Genomic DNA, 16,902 nt, shown 5'->3' with positions numbered 1-16,902 from the left:
CAGGACAAGGCAGGGGTCGTCTGAAATTTTTGTTCGGGTATTTTTACTTTATTGAAATTGGGTTTCAGACGACCCTTTATTTATAATAGGTAAGTTGAAGCAATATGGCTTTGATAACGAGAGAAATTTCAATATAACGAACAAAGAAAGAATAAATGCTGCTGTTTTATAACTTTATTTGGCTGACGGTGGTCGCCATACTGAGCTTGATGCTTGCCGATATGACGTTGAGAGCTGAAAGACCGTTGTTTAAAGCAATGGCTGTCAGGTTCAATGTGTTTTTGCTGTGCTGTTTGGGCGTTCAGGCATGGAGCATTTGGGTGGGGCAGCAAGAGCCGGAGGAGTATGTGCTTCGGGAGGATACGGTGGTAGACGGTTTTCCATTGCCTGCCGGAACGAAGTTGCATTTTCGGTGGAAAAAGGATATCGAATCTTACGAGTATGCCGTCTTTCCCAAGCCTGTCGAATGGAAGGGCATGATGATTAAGGCGGTGGAACGGAAGTTTTATGATCAACATATGGGCGAAGGCGTCTTTCTGGAGCCAGCGGAAGTAGCCGAACACAAACCGGTTTGGTCGGAAGGTTGGTTGTGCCGTGTGGATGCTGGGGATTTTGGGTGGAAGTATATCGGTGCGTACGATAAGCGAACGTCTGTTCCTGAAGATTACCAACTGACAGGATGTCAGTTGGATGACTCTTTCGCGCTGCCGGTGCCGCAATTGGGCGAAAATGTGAAGCTTGGTTTGCGTGAAGTGAAATATATTGAATCCGATGAATCCGGTAAAGTTTGGCTGGCATGGTTGGCTTCTGAAAATATACCTTTTACAGGCTTGATAACGCTGGACGATAAAAAGAATATTGTGGAAATAGAGATTGAACCCAAACAAACCGATATTTTGGGCTGTGTATTCAACAATGTTTCCCTGCTGACTTGGAAGCTTGGCCAGCCCGATATTTGGACGGTATCGGCCCGCCAAAAAGCAGAAAATGAATTGGTGGAAGAGAATAATGTGAAACAGCCGGAAACTTGCTGGGGGAGAAAACTTGTCTATCAGTATTAATCGGCAGGTAGTCTGAAAAGGCAGCAACCGACTGCCTAGTGTTCAATATTTTTTATCAAGGAAATCATGATGTCCGCTCCGCTCGAAATCGAAACCCACCCTTTTCCTGCCTTGCTGCCGCCGCAGGCGACGGTGATGATGATGGGGACGTTTCCGCCCAAGGAAGACAAACGCGCGATGCAGTTTCATTATCCGAATTTCCAAAACGATATGTGGCGCGTCTACGGGCTGGTGTTTTTTAATGATGCGGCGCATTTCCAGATGCCGGCTGAAAAAGCGTTTGATGCGGAGAAAATCAAGGCGTTTTTGCGCGAACGGGGGATTGCGTCCTGCCCGACCGTGTTAAAGGCGGTGCGGGAACACGGCAATGCGTCCGACAAGTTTTTGCAAGTGGTCGAAACAGTCGATTTGGCGGCGGTGTTGGCGCAGATGCCCGACTGCCGCCATATCTGCACCACCGGCGGCAAAGCGACGGAAATCCTGCTCGATATTCAGGGCGGCGGCATCAAAATGCCGAAAACGGGCGAAACCGTGCCGTTTCCGTTTGCCGGACGGGATTTGACCCTGACCCGCCTGCCGTCCACTTCGCGCGCTTATCCTTTGAGTTTGGCGAAAAAGGCGGCGGCGTATCGGGCGTTTTTCGAAATGGCGGGTTTGTGTGAAAAACAGTTATAATTGCCGACAGTTTCCCCTTTCAGACGGCCTTTAACAGACTGAGGCCGTCTGAAAAAACAGACAAGGAAGAAATCCGATGAAAAACTACCAAGCGCCCGATGAGAAGGGCTTTTTCGGCGAACACGGCGGACTTTATGTTGCCGAAACCCTGATTCCCGCCTTGCAAGAGCTGGCGGATGCCTATAAAGCAGCGAAAAACGACCCGTCGTTTTGGGAAGAGTTCCACCGCGATTTGAAACACTACGTCGGCCGGCCCAGCCCCGTTTACCATGCCGCGCGATTGTCCGAGCATTTGGGCGGCGCGCAAATCTGGTTGAAGCGCGAAGACTTGAACCACACCGGCGCGCACAAGGTAAACAACACCATCGGTCAGGCGCTGCTTGCCCGCCGCATGGGTAAAAAACGCGTCATCGCCGAAACCGGCGCGGGGCAGCACGGCGTGGCTTCCGCCACCGTCGCTGCCCGCTTCGGCATGACTTGCGACGTGTACATGGGCGCGGACGACATCCAGCGTCAGATGCCCAACGTGTTCCGCATGAAATTGTTGGGCGCGAACGTGGTCAGCGTCGACAGCGGCAGCCGCACCCTGAAAGACGCGATGAACGAAGCCATGCGCGAATGGGTCGCCCGCGTGGACGACACGTTCTACATCATCGGTACCGCCGCTGGCCCTGCGCCGTATCCCGAAATGGTGCGCGATTTCCAATGCGTCATCGGCAACGAAGCCAAAGCGCAGATGCAGGAGGCCATCGGCAGACAGCCCGATGTCGCCGTTGCCTGCGTCGGCGGCGGCTCGAACGCCATCGGGCTGTTCCACCCGTATATCGGCGAAGAAAACGTGCGCCTCGTCGGCGTGGAAGCCGGCGGTTTGGGCGTGGACACCCCCGACCACGCCGCGCCGATTACCAGCAAAGCCCCCATCGGCGTATTGCACGGCTTCCGCAGCTACCTGATGCAGGACGAAAACGGTCAAGTCTTGGGGACGCACTCCGTTTCCGCAGGCTTGGATTACCCCGGCATCGGCCCGGAACACAGCCACCTGAACGACATCAAGCGCGTCGAATACACCGTCGCCAAAGACGACGAAGCACTCGAAGCCTTTGATTTGTTGTGCCGCTTCGAAGGCATCATCCCCGCGCTCGAATCCAGCCACGCCCTCGCATGGGCAGTCGCCAACGCGCCGAAAATGGGCAAAGACCAAGTGATTCTGGTCAACCTGTCCGGCCGCGGCGATAAAGACATCAATACCGTGGCGAAGCTGAAGGGGATTGAGTTGTAAAATTTCAGGTAGCCTTTGGGCTACCTGAAATTTTACCTGCATCATCATGCTAGATATTCACCGCCTCCCCTCCCTTCTACTCAAAGCTTGGGACAAAGTGCAAGCCGAACACAAGCGCGAAAAATTCCGCGATAGCGTAAAACGTCAATGGGTGGAACAATTACTTAAAGCCGAACTCAAAACGCGCGGCTTTCAGACGGTCTCCGGTGGTTTTATTTATTGGGTTAAAGACGGCTACATTTTCAGCGTTGTCCAGGCTTATTTGGTGTCCGTGTTTAACGGTCAACCCATCAGTGAGCGTGTATCCATCCGTATAGAAGCCAAACCAGATTGTCTGGATTCGTTGTTTTTCAAACTTTTCGGCGAAGAAGAGATGATTAAAAGCTTCAGCAGCCGACTCAATGGAGAACCATCACTGGGTTTGACAGGGATACAAGACGAGTGGCGCATACAAGAACCCGACTTCGCCCACTTTACGCTTGAGCAAATGCTGGATTGGGTGCGGCAGACTGCCGGGCAAATAGAAGCCGACATTGCCAGCTTTACACAGCAAGTGCCCGACTTAGAGGGTTTCTGCCGCTTCATGCAAAGCCGCCCGTTACAAGGCGGTATGGAAAATGAACTCTATGCACTGGTATTGTTCCACTTGAAGCAATACGGCGAATTGCGCCGTTTCTTGTCCGGCTGCCCCGATTTCTATCAATTTGCCAACGGCACCAACCTGTTTGCCGCTTTGCTACAAATACTGGATGAGCAACCGTAGCCCAGTACGGCCAATCAGGCATTTTCCTACTCAAATCGCTCGGTTCCGCCCATTTGCCTCCGGCCATAAAAAGGCTGCCCGATATTTTCTGCATACTATGCCGGATATTAACCACATCACCAAAAACAGGTTTTCAGACGACCTTTTTCTTATCCGATAGAGACTTTTCAGGTTTTCATCTAATCAGAGTGGGTTAAAATAGCGGAATTTGATATAAACCCTTCTCAGAAAATATGTTGCCCGAACACACTTCCTCCCTGCCCGATTTCGACCGCGCCCATCTGCTCCATCCCTATACATCCATGACCGACCCGTTGCCTGTTTATCCGGTGCGCCGTGCGGAGGGCGTGCATATTGAATTGGCGGACGGCACGCGGCTGATTGACGGGATGTCGTCTTGGTGGTGTGCGATACACGGCTACAATCATCCCGTTTTGAATCAGGCGGTTGAGGCGCAGATTAAGCAAATGTCGCATGTGATGTTCGGCGGTTTGACGCACGAGCCGGCGGTGGAACTGGGCAAGTTGTTGGTCGGGATTTTGCCACAGGGACTGGACCGTATTTTTTATGCGGATTCGGGTTCGGTTTCGGTGGAAGTTGCGTTGAAAATGGCGGTGCAATACCAGCAGGCGCGGGGTTTGACCGCGAAGCAGAATATCGCGACGGTGCGGCGCGGGTATCATGGCGATACTTGGAACGCGATGTCCGTCTGCGATCCGGAAACGGGGATGCATTATATTTTCGGCAGCGCTCTGCCACAGCGTTATTTTGTCGATAATCCGAAAAGCTGTTTCGACGATGAATGGGACGGAACGGATTTGCAGCCTGTCCGCGCCTTGTTTGAAGCGCATCATGCGGATATTGCCGCCTTTATTTTGGAACCGGTCGTGCAGGGCGCGGGCGGCATGTATTTTTATCATCCGCAGTATCTTCGCGGATTGCGCGATTTGTGCGACGAATTTGATATCGTGTTGATTTTTGACGAAATTGCCACCGGATTCGGGCGCACGGGCAAGATGTTTGCCTGCGAACACGCGGAGGTCGTGCCGGATATTATGTGTATCGGTAAGGGTTTGAGCGGCGGCTATATGACGCTGGCGGCGGCAATCACTTCGCAAAAAGTCACCGAAACGATTTCGCGCGGCGAAGCGGGCGTGTTTATGCACGGTCCGACATTTATGGCAAACCCGCTGGCGTGTGCCGTTGCCTGCGCTTCGGTCAAGTTGCTTTTGTCTCAAGATTGGCAGGCGAATATCCGCCGCATCGAAAGCATCCTGAAAGGTCGTCTGAAAACCGCATGGGACATTCGCGGCGTGAAAGACGTGCGCGTTTTGGGTGCCATCGGGGTGATCGAGTTGGAAAAAGGCGTGGATATGGCGCGTTTTCAAGCGGATTGCGTGGCGCAGGGCATTTGGGTGCGCCCGTTCGGCAGGCTGGTGTATCTCATGCCGCCTTACATCATTTCAGACGACCTCTTGACCGAACTTGCCGACAAAACCATACAAATCTTGAAGGAACACAGCAAATGAAAGGCGTTTACTTCGTCAGCGGCATAGACACGGACATCGGCAAAACCGTCGCCACCGGCATGTTGGCAAAACAATTGTTGCAGCAGGGCAAAAGCGTGATCACGCAAAAGCCCGTGCAAACCGGTTGCCAAAACATCGCCGACGACATCGCCGTCCACCGCAACATCATGGGCATACCCATGCAGGAAGCCGACAAACAGCGGCTGACCATGCCCGAAATCTTCAGCTATCCCGCCTCGCCCCATCTCGCCGCCCGTCTGGACGGCAGGACTTTGGACTTGCACAAAATCCGCACCGCCACGCAGCAGCTGGCAGCACAATACGAAATCGTATTGGTCGAAGGCGCGGGCGGATTGATGGTTCCGCTGACCGAAAATCTGTTAACCATTGATTATATTCAGCAACAGGCTTATCCCGTTATCCTCGTTACCAGCGGGCGGCTCGGCAGCATCAACCACACCCTGCTCAGCTTCGCCGTGCTCAAACAATACGGCATCAGTCTGCACAGCCTGATTTTCAACCACATCCACGACAACCGCGACGAGAACATCGCCCAAGACAGCTTGGCGTATCTGAAGGGTCGTCTGGAAACAGAGTTTCCCAACGCGGAGTGGATGGAGCTGGACAAAACGGAGACGGATGAAAGGTCGTCTGAAAACGATTAAAACATGAAACCCATCAATCTAAACCCCATGAATCCCCCTTTAAATTGGCAAGACAAACTTCCCAGCGAGCTGCCGCAAGGCTGGAACGAACGCGCCACCGCTTTGTGCCAGACGCAATCGCTGACCGCCGCTTTACGCGCCTTGGGCGGCAGTTTTACGGTAAAAGTGCTGTATATAGGCGAACTGGACTGGCAGTGCAATCCATTGGGCGAAAACCATGCCGAAACCGCCGCCCCGCAATTCGTCCGCGATGTTTTGCTGCATCTGGACGGTGTTCCCGTCGTACAGGCGCGCAGCGCGTGCAGCCCGCAATCGCAAGCCTGGCGCGGCGTTTTGGATTGCGGCACGCAGCCTTTGGGCGAGCGGCTGTTTGACGGCACGCTGCCCTTGAAGCGTTCGGCATTCGAGTTTTGTCTGATGGAAAACGCAGGTGGTCAGGATGATTTCAGACGACCTGTCGCCGCCCGCAGGTCTTATTTTGATTGGGATGGCGAGGTGTTGGAACTGACGGAATATTTTTTGCTGGGGTTGGCGCAGTTTGTGTAGGACGTGGATATGCCGTTTTTGTATCTTTCTGTAAAAGTTGGGGATAAGAGCCTAGAGAAAATAGTAAAATCTAAAAATTGATTTATAATGAACATAATACGCTAAGCAATAATTACAAATTGATTTATTATACCAATAACATATTTTTCACATTCGCATGAAGATAAGACGTGTTCTCCTACATTTTTTCCCGCGCTATGCCGTCGGACGGATGGTCATATACGGTAAATTGATGCGCATCGACAAGCCTATCGGTACGTTGCTGCTGCTTTGGCCGACCTATTGGGCGTTATGGGTCGCTTCGGAAGGCATTCCGGAAGCGGATATTTTTTGGGCGTTTACCGCCGGTACGTTCTTTATGCGCAGCGCAGGCTGCGTGATCAACGACTTTGCCGACCGCGATTTTGACGGTTCGGTCGAGCGCACGAAAAACCGCCCCTTTGCCCGCGGGTTGGTTTCTAAAACGGAAGCGATTCTGCTGACCGTCATCCTCTGCCTGCTTGCCGCCCTCTGCATGACGCCGCTGAACCTGTTGACTTGGGTGATGAGCGTTCCCGCGCTGTTTCTGGCGATGACTTACCCCTTTACCAAACGGTTTTTCCCGCTGCCGCAGTTTTATTTGGGGCTGGCGTTTTCTTTCGGGATTCCGATGGCGTTTGCCGCCGTCCGCAGCGGCGTGCCTTCTACGGCGTGGCTGATGTTTACCGCCAATGCTCTATGGACGCTTGCCTACGACACGATTTATGCGATGTCGGACAAGGAAGACGATTTGAAAATCGGGATTAAAACTTCGGCAATCACATTCGGCGATCACGATATTTCCGCTTCCATGCTCTGCCATTTTTGGTTTACCGCGCTGATGGCGGTGTTGGGCGTGAAAATCGGCGCGACATGGCCGTATTGGATTATGCTGCCTGCGGTGGTGTGGCTGCAAATCGGTCAATACCATGCCATCAAAACGCGCGACCGCCAGACTTGTTTTAAAGTGTTTTTGGATAACAACTATATCGGTCTGCTGTGGTTTTTGGGTTTGGCGGGGCATTATTTGTGGGCTTTGGCTGCCACGCGGTTGTAAGGTAATAAAATGGTTAACACGTCGTCTGAAAAGGGTTTCAGACGACGTTTTGCTTTTCGGGAAGGACGGATTGATAATAGCGGCGGAGTTTTGTCTGGTAGCCAAACCCGCCGTAAACCACTTGCCGCCGTTTTCAGACGACCTTGTGTATGAGTTAAGAAATATCAAAGAAGCAGCGTTTCTTGTTAGCAATCTGAGTGTAAATTGCGTGTTCAGGATTGAGGTTTGTACAGACAGTCGGTACAATTCCATTTCATTTTGCCACATCAAAAGAGATTTCTATGAGCCTTATCGGCGAAATTTTGCCTTTGTCCCATATCGTTTTAGACTTGGAAGTCGGCAGCAAAAAACGCTTGTTTGAAGAAGCGGGCCTGCTGCTTGAACATGAAGCAGAATTACCTCACGGCGATGTCTTCGACTGCCTGTTTGCCCGCGAAAAGCTGGGTTCGACCGGCCTGGGGCAGGGCGTCGCCATCCCGCACGGCCGTCATGCCTGCGTGAAAAAAGCCACCGGCGCGTTTATCCGCACGAAAGAACCGGTCGCTTTCGATGCGCCTGACGGCAAACCCGTATCCCTGATTTTCACTTTGTTGGTGCCGGAAAATGCGACCGGCGAGCATTTGGAAGTCTTGTCCAAACTGGCGGGCAGGTTCTCGCAAAAAGCCGTCCGTGAAGCCTTGATGTCCGCAACCTCTGCCGAGGAGGTGCGCAAACTTCTGGCAGAAGAGTAAAGAATGCCCAGTATATCCGTCCGCCGCCTGTTTTCCGACAATCAGCACAAGCTCCAACTTGCTTGGGCGGCAGGCAATTCGGGTGCGGACAACCGCATCGGAGTAGAGGCCGACAAACCCGTTTTGGCGTTGGTCGGCCATTTGAATTTTATCCATCCCAATCAAATCCAAGTCGTCGGTGTTGCCGAAGCCGAATATCTCAAGCGCCTCGAATCGGGCGAGTTGAATTACGATTTCGGCGAACTCTTCGATATTCCCATGTCGCTGGTCATCGTTGCCAACGGTCTGGCGGTTTCGCCCAAATTGCGCGACTACTGCCATAAAAACGACATCCCGCTGCTGACCTCCAAGCTCGAAAGCCCGTATTTGATGGACGTGTTGCGGATTTACCTGCAACGCACGCTGGCAACTTCCATCGTCAAACACGGCGTATTCCTCGATGTATTTGAAGTCGGCGTGCTGATTACCGGTCATTCCGGCTTGGGTAAAAGCGAGCTGGCGTTGGAATTGATTTCGCGCGGACACAGCCTGATCGCCGATGATGCGGTCGAGCTTTTCCGTACCGGCCCTGAAACGCTCGAAGGCCGCTGCCCGCCAATGCTGCGCGATTTCCTTGAAGTGCGCGGTTTGGGTATACTCAATATCCGCCACATTTTCGGCGAAACTTCTATCCGCCCGAAAAAAATCCTCCAGTTGATTATCAACCTTGTCGCTGCCGACGACGATTACATGAAGCAGCTCGACCGCTTGAGCATACGCACGGAAACCGAGTCCATCCTCAATGTGAACGTCCGTTCCGTCACCCTGCCAGTCGCCGTCGGTCGAAACCTTGCGGTATTGGTTGAAGCGGCGGTGCGCAACTACATCCTCCAGTTGCGCGGCAAAGACAGCACCAAAGAATTCCTCGAACGCCATCAAACACAACTCAAAGAAAACGAACAAAACCATGAAAATCGTCCTGATTAGCGGATTGTCCGGCTCGGGTAAGTCCGTTGCCCTCAAACAGCTTGAAGACCTCGGCTATTTCTGCGTGGACAACCTGCCGCTGGAAATGCTGCCTTCGCTGGTACTGCACCACATTGAACGCGCCGATGAAACCAAACTCGGCGTGAGCGTCGATGTCCGTTCCGGCATCAACATTCAGGAAGCGCAAGAGCAAATCCAATACTTGCGCGATGAAGGCCATCAGGTCGAAGTATTGTTTGTTGAAGCAGAAGAAAGCGTACTGGTGCGCCGTTTTTCCGAAACTCGGCGAGGCCATCCGCTGTCGGGACTGAACCTTACCCTGCTGGAAAGCCTGCAAAAAGAGCGCGAATGGCTGTTCCCGCTCAAAGACATCGCCTACTGCATCGACACATCCAAAATGAACGCGCAGCAACTGCGTTACGCCGTCCAACAATGGCTCAACATCGAGCGCAGAGGGCTTTTGGTGATCCTCGAGTCTTTCGGTTTCAAATACGGCGTGCCGAACAACGCCGATTTCATGTTCGATATGCGCAGCCTGCCCAATCCCTATTACGATCCCGAGCTGCGCCCCTACACCGGCATGGACGCCCCCATTCAAGAGTATCTCGACCAGCAGCCCTTGGTGCAGGAAATGGTCGATGACATCGACCACTTTATGAACCACTGGCTCCCGCGCCTGCAAAAAGAAAGCCGCAGCTACGTAACCATCGCCATCGGCTGTACCGGCGGGCAGCACCGTTCCGTCTATGTCGTTGAAAAACTCGCCCAGCGCCTGCAAGGGCATTACGAACTGCTGGTCCGCCACAGACAGGCGCACAACCTGTCCGGACGCTGATTCCCCTTTTCAGACGACCTTTTCGATATATAGTGGATTAAATTTAAATCAGGACAAGGCGGCGAAGCCGCAGACAGTACAAATAGTACGGCAAGGCGAGGCAACGCCGTACTGGTTTAAATTTAATCCACTATAAAAGGAGAAACCCATGAAACACATCCTCACCCTCGCACTCGCCTGCACACTCGCCGCCTGCGCCACCGAAGTCCCCGCCTACCGTTGGCACCGCACCGGCGCAAGCGAAGCCGAAGTTTCCCGTCAAATCAATATCTGCAAATCACAAGCGCAACACGACGCCAAACACGGACGCGAATCCAAATCCCTCGAACAATGTATGGACGAAGCCGGCTACTACCGCTACGAACGCGGCAACCTCTAAACCTTGAGCGCCCCAAACCAAAAGGTCGTCTGAAAAACCGCGTAGGCTTTCAGACGACCTTTGCACAGAAAACGGACAAACCTCAGGTCGTCTGAAAACACCGCCGAACCGCTTTTCAGACGACCCCACCGCAAATCAGACAGAAAGAACAAAACATGGCAATCCAATGGTTTCCCGGCCACATGAACAAAGCAAAAAAAGCCATCGCCGAGCGCGCCAAAAGCGTCGATATGGTGATTGAAATGCTGGACGCACGAATGCCCGCCTCCAGCGAAAACCCCCTGCTTGCCCAGCTTTCCAAAGGCAAACCCAAACTCAAAATCCTCAACAAACAAGACCTTGCCGACCCCGAGCGCACCAAAATCTGGCTCGAACACTACAACAGCCGCCCCGATACCCGTGCCATCGCCCTCGATTCCTCCGAAACCGGCGCACACGGCAAAATCACCCAAGCCTGCCGCACCATGATTCCCCACCGCCAAGGCATAGAAAAACCCCTGCGCGTCCTCATCTGCGGCATTCCCAACGTCGGCAAATCTACCCTCATCAACGGCATGATAGGCAAAAAATCCGCCAAAACCGGCAACGAACCCGGTATTACCAAAGCCGAACAACGCCTTTTCCTCGCCGACGACTTCTGGCTCTACGACACCCCCGGAATGCTGTGGCCGAAAATCATCGTCGAAGAAGGCGGCTACAACCTCGCCGCCGGTGGCGCAGTCGGACGCAACGCGCTGGACGAAGAAGAAGTTGCCCTTGAGCTTCTAGACTACCTCCGCCGCCACTACCTCCCCATGCTGCAAGAACGCTACCAAGCCGATAAAGACCCCAGCAGCCACTGGGACGACAACTCATGGCTCGAATGGATAGCCAAAAAACGCGGCGCAGTCCTCAGCGGCGGACGGGTCAACTACCAAAAAGCCGCCGAAAATATCCTCACCGACTTCCGCGAAGGCAAAATCGGCAGAATCACCCTCGAAACGCCGAACCAATGGGAAACATGGCTCAAAAAAGCCCGCCAAAAAGAAGCCGAACTCAAAGCCGTGCGCGAAGCCAGAAAGGCGGAACGCAAAGGGCAGAAGCCTGCGGACGAGTAGGGCGGTATAGTGAAATGCCAAAAGAGGTTTCACTGCCCTCAACAAGGTCGTCTGAAACCTCAGAATAAATTTTTCAGACGGCTTGCTTGTAAAATTTAAAACCAACATATAAAACTGAAAAGAGTCCTTGTTTAAGGTCGTCTGAAAACATCAAAACAATTAAATTTTAACGTTATGACTGAAAAACTCCCTCCCGACGCGCTGATTGAAGCTGCGCTTTTGACCCAAACCGAACCCCTAAACGAAAAATCCATGCGCGAATTGTGTGTGCCGCCGCTGTCTCAGGACAAATTAATCGACGTGCTGGCGCAGTTGAAAACGCGTTGGCAGGGCAGGGCGTTGCAACTGGTGCATACGCACGAGGGCTGGCGGTTTCAGATTGCGCAGGCGGCATTCGAGCGGCTGGGCAGCCTTCAGGAGCAGCGTGCGCCGCGCTATTCCCGCGCTGTGATGGAAACGCTGGCGATTATTGCCTACCAGCAGCCGGTGACGCGCGGCGACATTGAGGGCATACGCGGCGTGGCGGTATCGCAGAACGTGATGCAGACCTTGCAGGACAGAGGCTGGATTGAAGTGATCGGGCATCGTGATTCCGTCGGCAGGCCTGCGCTGTGGGCGACGACGCCGACGTTTTTGAGCGATTTGCGCTTGGACAGCTTGGAGGAATTGCCGCCGCTGACGGAATTAGGCGAATTGGTCTTGCCTGATTTGGTCGAAACGCCGCCGACAGGCGAGGAAGAAGAGCAGGAAGAAGCACCGGAGCGGCTGATTAATTAAAACCAGACCAGATTGGCAAAGGTCGTCTGAAAACTTGAAATGGGTTTTCAGACGACCTTTTTTCAAAAAATAATATCATTGTATTCAGCTTGTTAGATATAAAATAAGAAAAACCTTATTTAAACTATAAAAAATCTTAGTTATAATCAGCATATCTAAAGTTAGCCGCCGATGTGCGGTCGATTTACTAAGGAATACTACCATGCTGTTGACACTTTCCCTGCGCGATTTTGTCATTGTTGAAAACCTCAATCTGGATTTCCAAAGTGGTTTTACCGTCTTGACCGGCGAAACGGGCGCGGGTAAATCGATTACGTTGGACGCAATCGGGCTTCTGTTGGGCGACAAAGCCGATTACAGCCAAGTCCGCAGCGGCGCGAAGGAAGCGCAGTTGTCGGCATTGTTTGACATCAGCCTTTTGCCCGATCTCAAAGCCCAATTGCAGGAGCAGGGTTTTTTGGACGAAGACGCGGAAGAACTCAGTATCCGCCGCATCATCGATGCCAAAGGGAAAAGCCGCAGCTTTATCAATAATCAGGCAGCCACGCTGGCGCAGCTTAAAGCCGTCGGCGGGCAGCTTATCGACATCCATGGGCAAAACGCCCACCATTCCCTCAATCAAGAATCCGCCCAGCGCGAATTGTTGGACGCATTTGCGGGCAGCAAAGCGCAGGCGGAAACCGTCAGACAGCTTTATCAAAACTGGGTCAATGCGAAAAAAGCCCTCCAAGAGGCGCAGGAACACGCCGAGACCATCATTATCGAGCGTGAGCGTTTGGAATGGCAGTTCAACGAATTGAACCAGTTGGACGTCAAACAAGGCGAATGGGAAGCCCTCAGCCAAAGCCACGACAGCCTTGCCCATTCTGCCGAGCTGTTGCAGGCTGCCGAAGAAGTCGGCGACTACATCGATGGCGACAACGGCATCCAACGTCAAATTTATCAATGCCAAAAATTATTGACCAATCTGCAAAACATCGAGCCGCGCTTTGCCGAAAGCCTGAATATGCTGGCGAGCATTGAAGCCGAATTGGGCGAAATCAGTGCCAATATGCGCGACGTCGCAGGCCGCAGCGACATCGATCCTAACGAGTTGGCAGCGCAGGAACAGCGCATGGGTGAACTGATGGGGATGGCGCGGAAATACCGCATCGAACCTGAAGCCTTGCCGCAAAAGCTGGCTGAAATTGACGAGCGCCTGCAAAGCCTGCAAGCCGCTGCCGATTTGGAAGCGTTGACGCAAACCGTTGCCCGCAACCTTGCCGAATATCAGGAAGCCGCACATGTTCTTTCCGCCATGCGCCATCAGGCGGCGGGCAGGTTGGGCGAGGAAACGACCGGACATATGCAGCATCTCGCCATGAAAGGCGCGCGTTTCGACATCGTCCTGCTGCCGTCTTCGCCCACAGCGCACGGTTTGGAGCAGGTACAGTTCCAAGTTGCCGCCAACAAAGGCAATCCGTCCCGTCCGCTGAACAAAGTCGCGTCCGGCGGCGAACTTGCCCGCATCAGCCTTGCCTTGCAGGTGGTTACCAGCCAATACACGCAAGTCCCTACGCTGATTTTTGACGAAGTCGATACCGGTATCGGCGGCGGCGTGGCAGAAATGGTCGGCAAAGCCCTGCGTGCTTTGGGTAAAAAACATCAGGTGCTCGCCGTAACCCACCTGCCGCAAGTTGCTTCCTGCGGTGAAAACCATTGGCAGGTGCGCAAACACAGCGAAGGCGAACAAACTGTCAGCGAAATCAGCGTGTTGGACCATCAGCAGCGTATCGAAGAAATCGCCCGTATGCTTGGCGGCGAAATCATTACCGACACGACCCGCAGCCATGCGGCAGAGTTAATCAGCCTTGCCGCCGCTTAAACGCAGAATCGGAGAGGTCGTCTGAAAAGGAAGTTTGTGTAACCATTCACAAACCGCTTTTCAGACGACCTTTTTGCCAAACCGCCCGCGCCCTTTCAGACGACCTCAATAAAAGGTATGATTACGTCGTTCGTTTATAAGGAAGTTCCCATGAAAGTCCTGTTTATTGCCGATCCGATGGCAAGTTTCAAAACCTACAAAGACACCACCTATGCCATGATGCGCGAGATGGCAAAACGCGGCTGGCAGCTTTTCCATACCTTGAGCGGCGAATTGTCCGTACAGCAAGGATTGGTGACGGCTCAGGCTGCGCCGTTTGAGTTTCTCGGTGCAAAAAGCGACGATGACCATGAATGGTTTAAAGCGGCAGATAAAGTTCAGACGACCTTGAAAGACTTTGATGCCGTCATTATGCGCACCGACCCGCCGTTCGATATGCAATACCTCTACGCCACCCAATTCCTGACGCTGGCGGAACAGCAGGGCGCGAAGGTATTTAACAGCGGACAGGCCATGCGCGATTTCAACGAAAAACTGGCGATTTTGAATTTCAGCCAGTTCACCGCGCCTACGCTGGTTACGACCCGTTCCGCCGACGTCCGCGCATTTTTGAAAGAACACGGCGACATCATCATCAAACCGCTGGACGGCATGGGCGGCATGGGCATTTTCCGCCTGACCGAAAAAGACCCCAATATCGGCAGCATCCTAGAAACCCTGATGCAGCTTGATTCCCGCACCATCATGGCGCAACGCTACATCCCCGAAATCATCCACGGCGATAAACGCATCCTGATTATCGGCGGCGAAGTCGTCCCCTATGCTTTGGCGCGTATTCCGCAAAACGGTGAAACACGCGGCAATCTTGCGGCAGGCGGACGCGGCGTGGCGCAGGAATTGAGTGAACGTGACCGAGAAATCGCCGAAACCCTCGCCCCCGAACTCAAACGCCGCGGCATCTTGCTGGCAGGTTTGGACGTCATCGGCAGCAACCTGACCGAAGTCAACGTTACCAGCCCGACCGGTTTCCAAGAAATCATGAAACAAAAAAACTTCGACGTCGCCGCGATGTTTGCCGACGCTGTCGAAGCTTGGTCTAAACAATAATCCCGAAAGGTCGTCTGAAACCCGAATCCGTTTTAGTAAAACCCGCTTTGCTCGTTTTGGCGAAACTCGCTTCGTTCGTTTTAGCGAAACTCGCTTCGTTCGTTTTAGCGAAACTCGCTTCGTTCGTTTTAGCGAAACTCGCTTCGTTCGTTTTAGCGAAACTCGCTTCGCTCGTTTTCAGACGACCCCTTTTTACAAATATAAATATTGATACAAACATTACTTATGAAACCATCTTCTTACGCTGCCGATAAAAAAGGTAAAAGCGGTATCAAACGCATCATCAACGCATTCGGCTATTCCAAAGACGGGCTTGCCGCCGCCTACCGCTATGAAAGCGCGTTCCGCCAAGTATTGTGGCTGAACCTGATTTTGATTGTCTTGACCTTCATCCTCAATTTCGACTCCGCGACCAAAATGCTGCTGATTATTGCGTCGTTTGTTTCGCTGATTACCGAATTGTTCAACACCGCCGTCGAAGCCGCCGTCGACCACACTTCCACCGAAAAACACGAATTGGCAAAACGCGCCAAAGATGCTGGCTCCGCCGCGCAATTGCTTGCTTTGACGATGCTGGGTATCGTGTGGGCGATCGCATTGTGGCGCGGGTATGTTTAAATTTACTTCGAGATGATTTATACTTACTAAGTATTAATTCTCATGAATTAATTTGAATCATTTTGTTTAATCTGAGTCAAAGCATTCAGACGACCATTGCATGTAGGATGAGAACAGTATTACCGACATGCAATGTCGCGCGGAAAGCTTTTGCCGCAACAAAACCACCCATTTCATCATAAAGGAGCAATACATGAAAAAATTATTGGCAACCCTGATTGCAGCAGGTTTGGTATCCACCGCTTCCGCAGCCGGTGTTCACGTTGAAGACGGTTGGGCGCGTTCTACTGTCGAAGGCATGAAAATGGGCGGCGCGTTCATGAAGATCCACAACGATGAAGCTAAACAAGACTTCTTGGTCGGCGGCAGCAGCCCGGTAGCCGACCGCGTTGAAGTGCATACCCATGTCAACGACAACGGCGTAATGCGCATGCGCGAAGTTAAAGGCGGCATCCCGCTGGAAGCAAAAGGCGTAACCGAGCTGAAACCGGGCAGCTACCACGTTATGTTCATGGGTCTGAAAAAACCGCTGAAAGAAGGCGAAAAAGTACCTGTTACCCTGAAATTCAAAAACGCCAAACCTCAAACCGTACAATTGGAAGTGAAAACCGCACCGCAATCCGGCATGGATCACGGTCACGGCCATGGTCACGGTGGCGCGCATCAACACTAATCGTTCATAGTTTGAACTCAAAAGGTCGTCTGAACATTTTCAGACGACCTTTTTGTTTGGCTCAGTTTCGAGTTGATGCAATATAGTGGATTAAATTTAAATCAGGACAAGGCGACGAAGCTGCAGACAGTATAGATATAGTTAATTAAAAACAAAATAGTACAATACTCAACTTTTAAGGTCTAACCATGGCATACTCTGCGGACTTAAGAAACAAAGCTTTAAACTATTACGAACAATGCAAAAACATCAGCCAAACCGC

19 protein-coding genes are annotated in these 16,902 nt (G+C 52.5%); 18 read left to right on the top strand and 1 reads right to left on the bottom strand.

Features of this window, described 5'->3' with window-relative positions; all coding sequences use genetic code 11:
- Positions 1–155: 155 nt before the first annotated feature.
- The 12 genes from AAG834_RS08105 (at position 156) to AAG834_RS08050 (ending at position 10,504) form a co-directional block, all read left to right on the top strand.
- Complete coding sequence (locus AAG834_RS08105; RefSeq protein WP_342031826.1) at positions 156–1,061, top strand: hypothetical protein; 906 nt, start codon at positions 156–158, stop codon at positions 1,059–1,061.
- A 69-nt stretch (positions 1,062–1,130) separates the two neighbouring features.
- Positions 1,131–1,736 (top strand): DNA glycosylase, encoded by a 606-nt coding sequence (locus AAG834_RS08100; RefSeq protein WP_342031825.1) that lies wholly within the window; start codon positions 1,131–1,133, stop codon positions 1,734–1,736.
- A gap of 76 nt (positions 1,737–1,812) precedes the next feature.
- Positions 1,813–3,015 (top strand): tryptophan synthase subunit beta, encoded by a 1,203-nt coding sequence (gene trpB, locus AAG834_RS08095; protein WP_342031824.1) that lies wholly within the window; start codon positions 1,813–1,815, stop codon positions 3,013–3,015.
- A gap of 46 nt (positions 3,016–3,061) precedes the next feature.
- On the top strand, positions 3,062–3,778 hold the full coding sequence (locus AAG834_RS08090; protein ID WP_342031823.1) for a hypothetical protein: 717 nt from the start codon (positions 3,062–3,064) through the stop codon (positions 3,776–3,778).
- Between the two features lie 233 nt (positions 3,779–4,011).
- A complete protein-coding gene (gene bioA / locus AAG834_RS08085) occupies positions 4,012–5,307 on the top strand; it encodes an adenosylmethionine--8-amino-7-oxononanoate transaminase (RefSeq protein WP_342031822.1) in 1,296 nt (431 codons plus the stop codon).
- Positions 5,304–5,972, top strand: a complete 669-nt coding sequence (gene bioD, locus AAG834_RS08080; protein WP_342031821.1) for a dethiobiotin synthase — start codon at positions 5,304–5,306, stop codon at positions 5,970–5,972. Before bioA ends, bioD begins: the two co-directional genes overlap by 4 nt.
- A gap of 3 nt (positions 5,973–5,975) precedes the next feature.
- A complete protein-coding gene (locus tag AAG834_RS08075) occupies positions 5,976–6,518 on the top strand; it encodes a chorismate--pyruvate lyase family protein (RefSeq protein ID WP_342031820.1) in 543 nt (180 codons plus the stop codon).
- 157 nt (positions 6,519–6,675) lie between these two features.
- Complete coding sequence (gene ubiA, locus AAG834_RS08070) at positions 6,676–7,593, top strand: 4-hydroxybenzoate octaprenyltransferase (RefSeq protein ID WP_009311220.1); 918 nt, start codon at positions 6,676–6,678, stop codon at positions 7,591–7,593.
- 281 nt (positions 7,594–7,874) lie between these two features.
- Positions 7,875–8,324: a PTS IIA-like nitrogen regulatory protein PtsN gene (ptsN, locus tag AAG834_RS08065; RefSeq protein ID WP_003743926.1), complete on the top strand. Its 450-nt coding sequence runs from the start codon at positions 7,875–7,877 to the stop codon at positions 8,322–8,324.
- A 3-nt stretch (positions 8,325–8,327) separates the two neighbouring features.
- Positions 8,328–9,290, top strand: a complete 963-nt coding sequence (gene hprK / locus AAG834_RS08060) for an HPr(Ser) kinase/phosphatase (RefSeq protein WP_003756089.1) — start codon at positions 8,328–8,330, stop codon at positions 9,288–9,290.
- Positions 9,271–10,125 carry an RNase adapter RapZ gene (gene rapZ, locus AAG834_RS08055; protein WP_308905727.1) on the top strand — a complete coding sequence of 285 codons (855 nt, stop codon included), beginning with the start codon at positions 9,271–9,273 and terminating at the stop codon, positions 10,123–10,125. The genes hprK and rapZ overlap by 20 nt, the downstream gene beginning before the upstream one ends.
- Positions 10,126–10,273: 148 nt before the next feature.
- Positions 10,274–10,504: a protocatechuate 3,4-dioxygenase gene (locus AAG834_RS08050; RefSeq protein ID WP_308905726.1), complete on the top strand. Its 231-nt coding sequence runs from the start codon at positions 10,274–10,276 to the stop codon at positions 10,502–10,504.
- On the opposite strand, the gene AAG834_RS08045 is transcribed toward AAG834_RS08050, so the two are convergent.
- On the bottom strand, positions 10,501–10,656 hold the full coding sequence (locus tag AAG834_RS08045; RefSeq protein WP_180949595.1) for a hypothetical protein: 156 nt from the start codon (positions 10,654–10,656) through the stop codon (positions 10,501–10,503). The two genes, AAG834_RS08050 and AAG834_RS08045, sit on opposite strands and share 4 nt — an antisense overlap.
- Positions 10,657–10,659: 3 nt before the next feature.
- On the opposite strand from AAG834_RS08045, the gene ylqF reads away from it, so the two are divergent.
- From ylqF to AAG834_RS08015, 6 genes are all read left to right on the top strand, one after another.
- Positions 10,660–11,601 (top strand): ribosome biogenesis GTPase YlqF, encoded by a 942-nt coding sequence (ylqF, locus tag AAG834_RS08040; protein ID WP_342031819.1) that lies wholly within the window; start codon positions 10,660–10,662, stop codon positions 11,599–11,601.
- A 174-nt stretch (positions 11,602–11,775) separates the two neighbouring features.
- Positions 11,776–12,378: an SMC-Scp complex subunit ScpB gene (scpB, locus tag AAG834_RS08035; RefSeq protein ID WP_342031818.1), complete on the top strand. Its 603-nt coding sequence runs from the start codon at positions 11,776–11,778 to the stop codon at positions 12,376–12,378.
- A gap of 202 nt (positions 12,379–12,580) precedes the next feature.
- Positions 12,581–14,242 carry a DNA repair protein RecN gene (recN, locus tag AAG834_RS08030; RefSeq protein WP_342031817.1) on the top strand — a complete coding sequence of 554 codons (1,662 nt, stop codon included), beginning with the start codon at positions 12,581–12,583 and terminating at the stop codon, positions 14,240–14,242.
- Positions 14,243–14,392: 150 nt separating this feature from the next.
- Complete coding sequence (gshB, locus tag AAG834_RS08025) at positions 14,393–15,349, top strand: glutathione synthase (protein ID WP_039862766.1); 957 nt, start codon at positions 14,393–14,395, stop codon at positions 15,347–15,349.
- 225 nt (positions 15,350–15,574) lie between these two features.
- A complete protein-coding gene (locus tag AAG834_RS08020) occupies positions 15,575–15,967 on the top strand; it encodes a diacylglycerol kinase (RefSeq protein WP_003756111.1) in 393 nt (130 codons plus the stop codon).
- A gap of 193 nt (positions 15,968–16,160) precedes the next feature.
- Entirely contained in the window at positions 16,161–16,640 is a 480-nt protein-coding gene (locus AAG834_RS08015; RefSeq protein WP_049229883.1) for a copper chaperone PCu(A)C, read from the top strand.
- Positions 16,641–16,902: the final 262 nt, after the last annotated feature.

The organism is Neisseria sp. Marseille-Q2251 (genome assembly GCF_940793045.1).
In the GTDB taxonomy this organism is placed as follows: domain Bacteria; phylum Pseudomonadota; class Gammaproteobacteria; order Burkholderiales; family Neisseriaceae; genus Neisseria.
The sequence above is the reverse complement of the archived record's forward strand: the minus strand, read 5'-3'. Positions and strand labels throughout refer to the sequence as shown.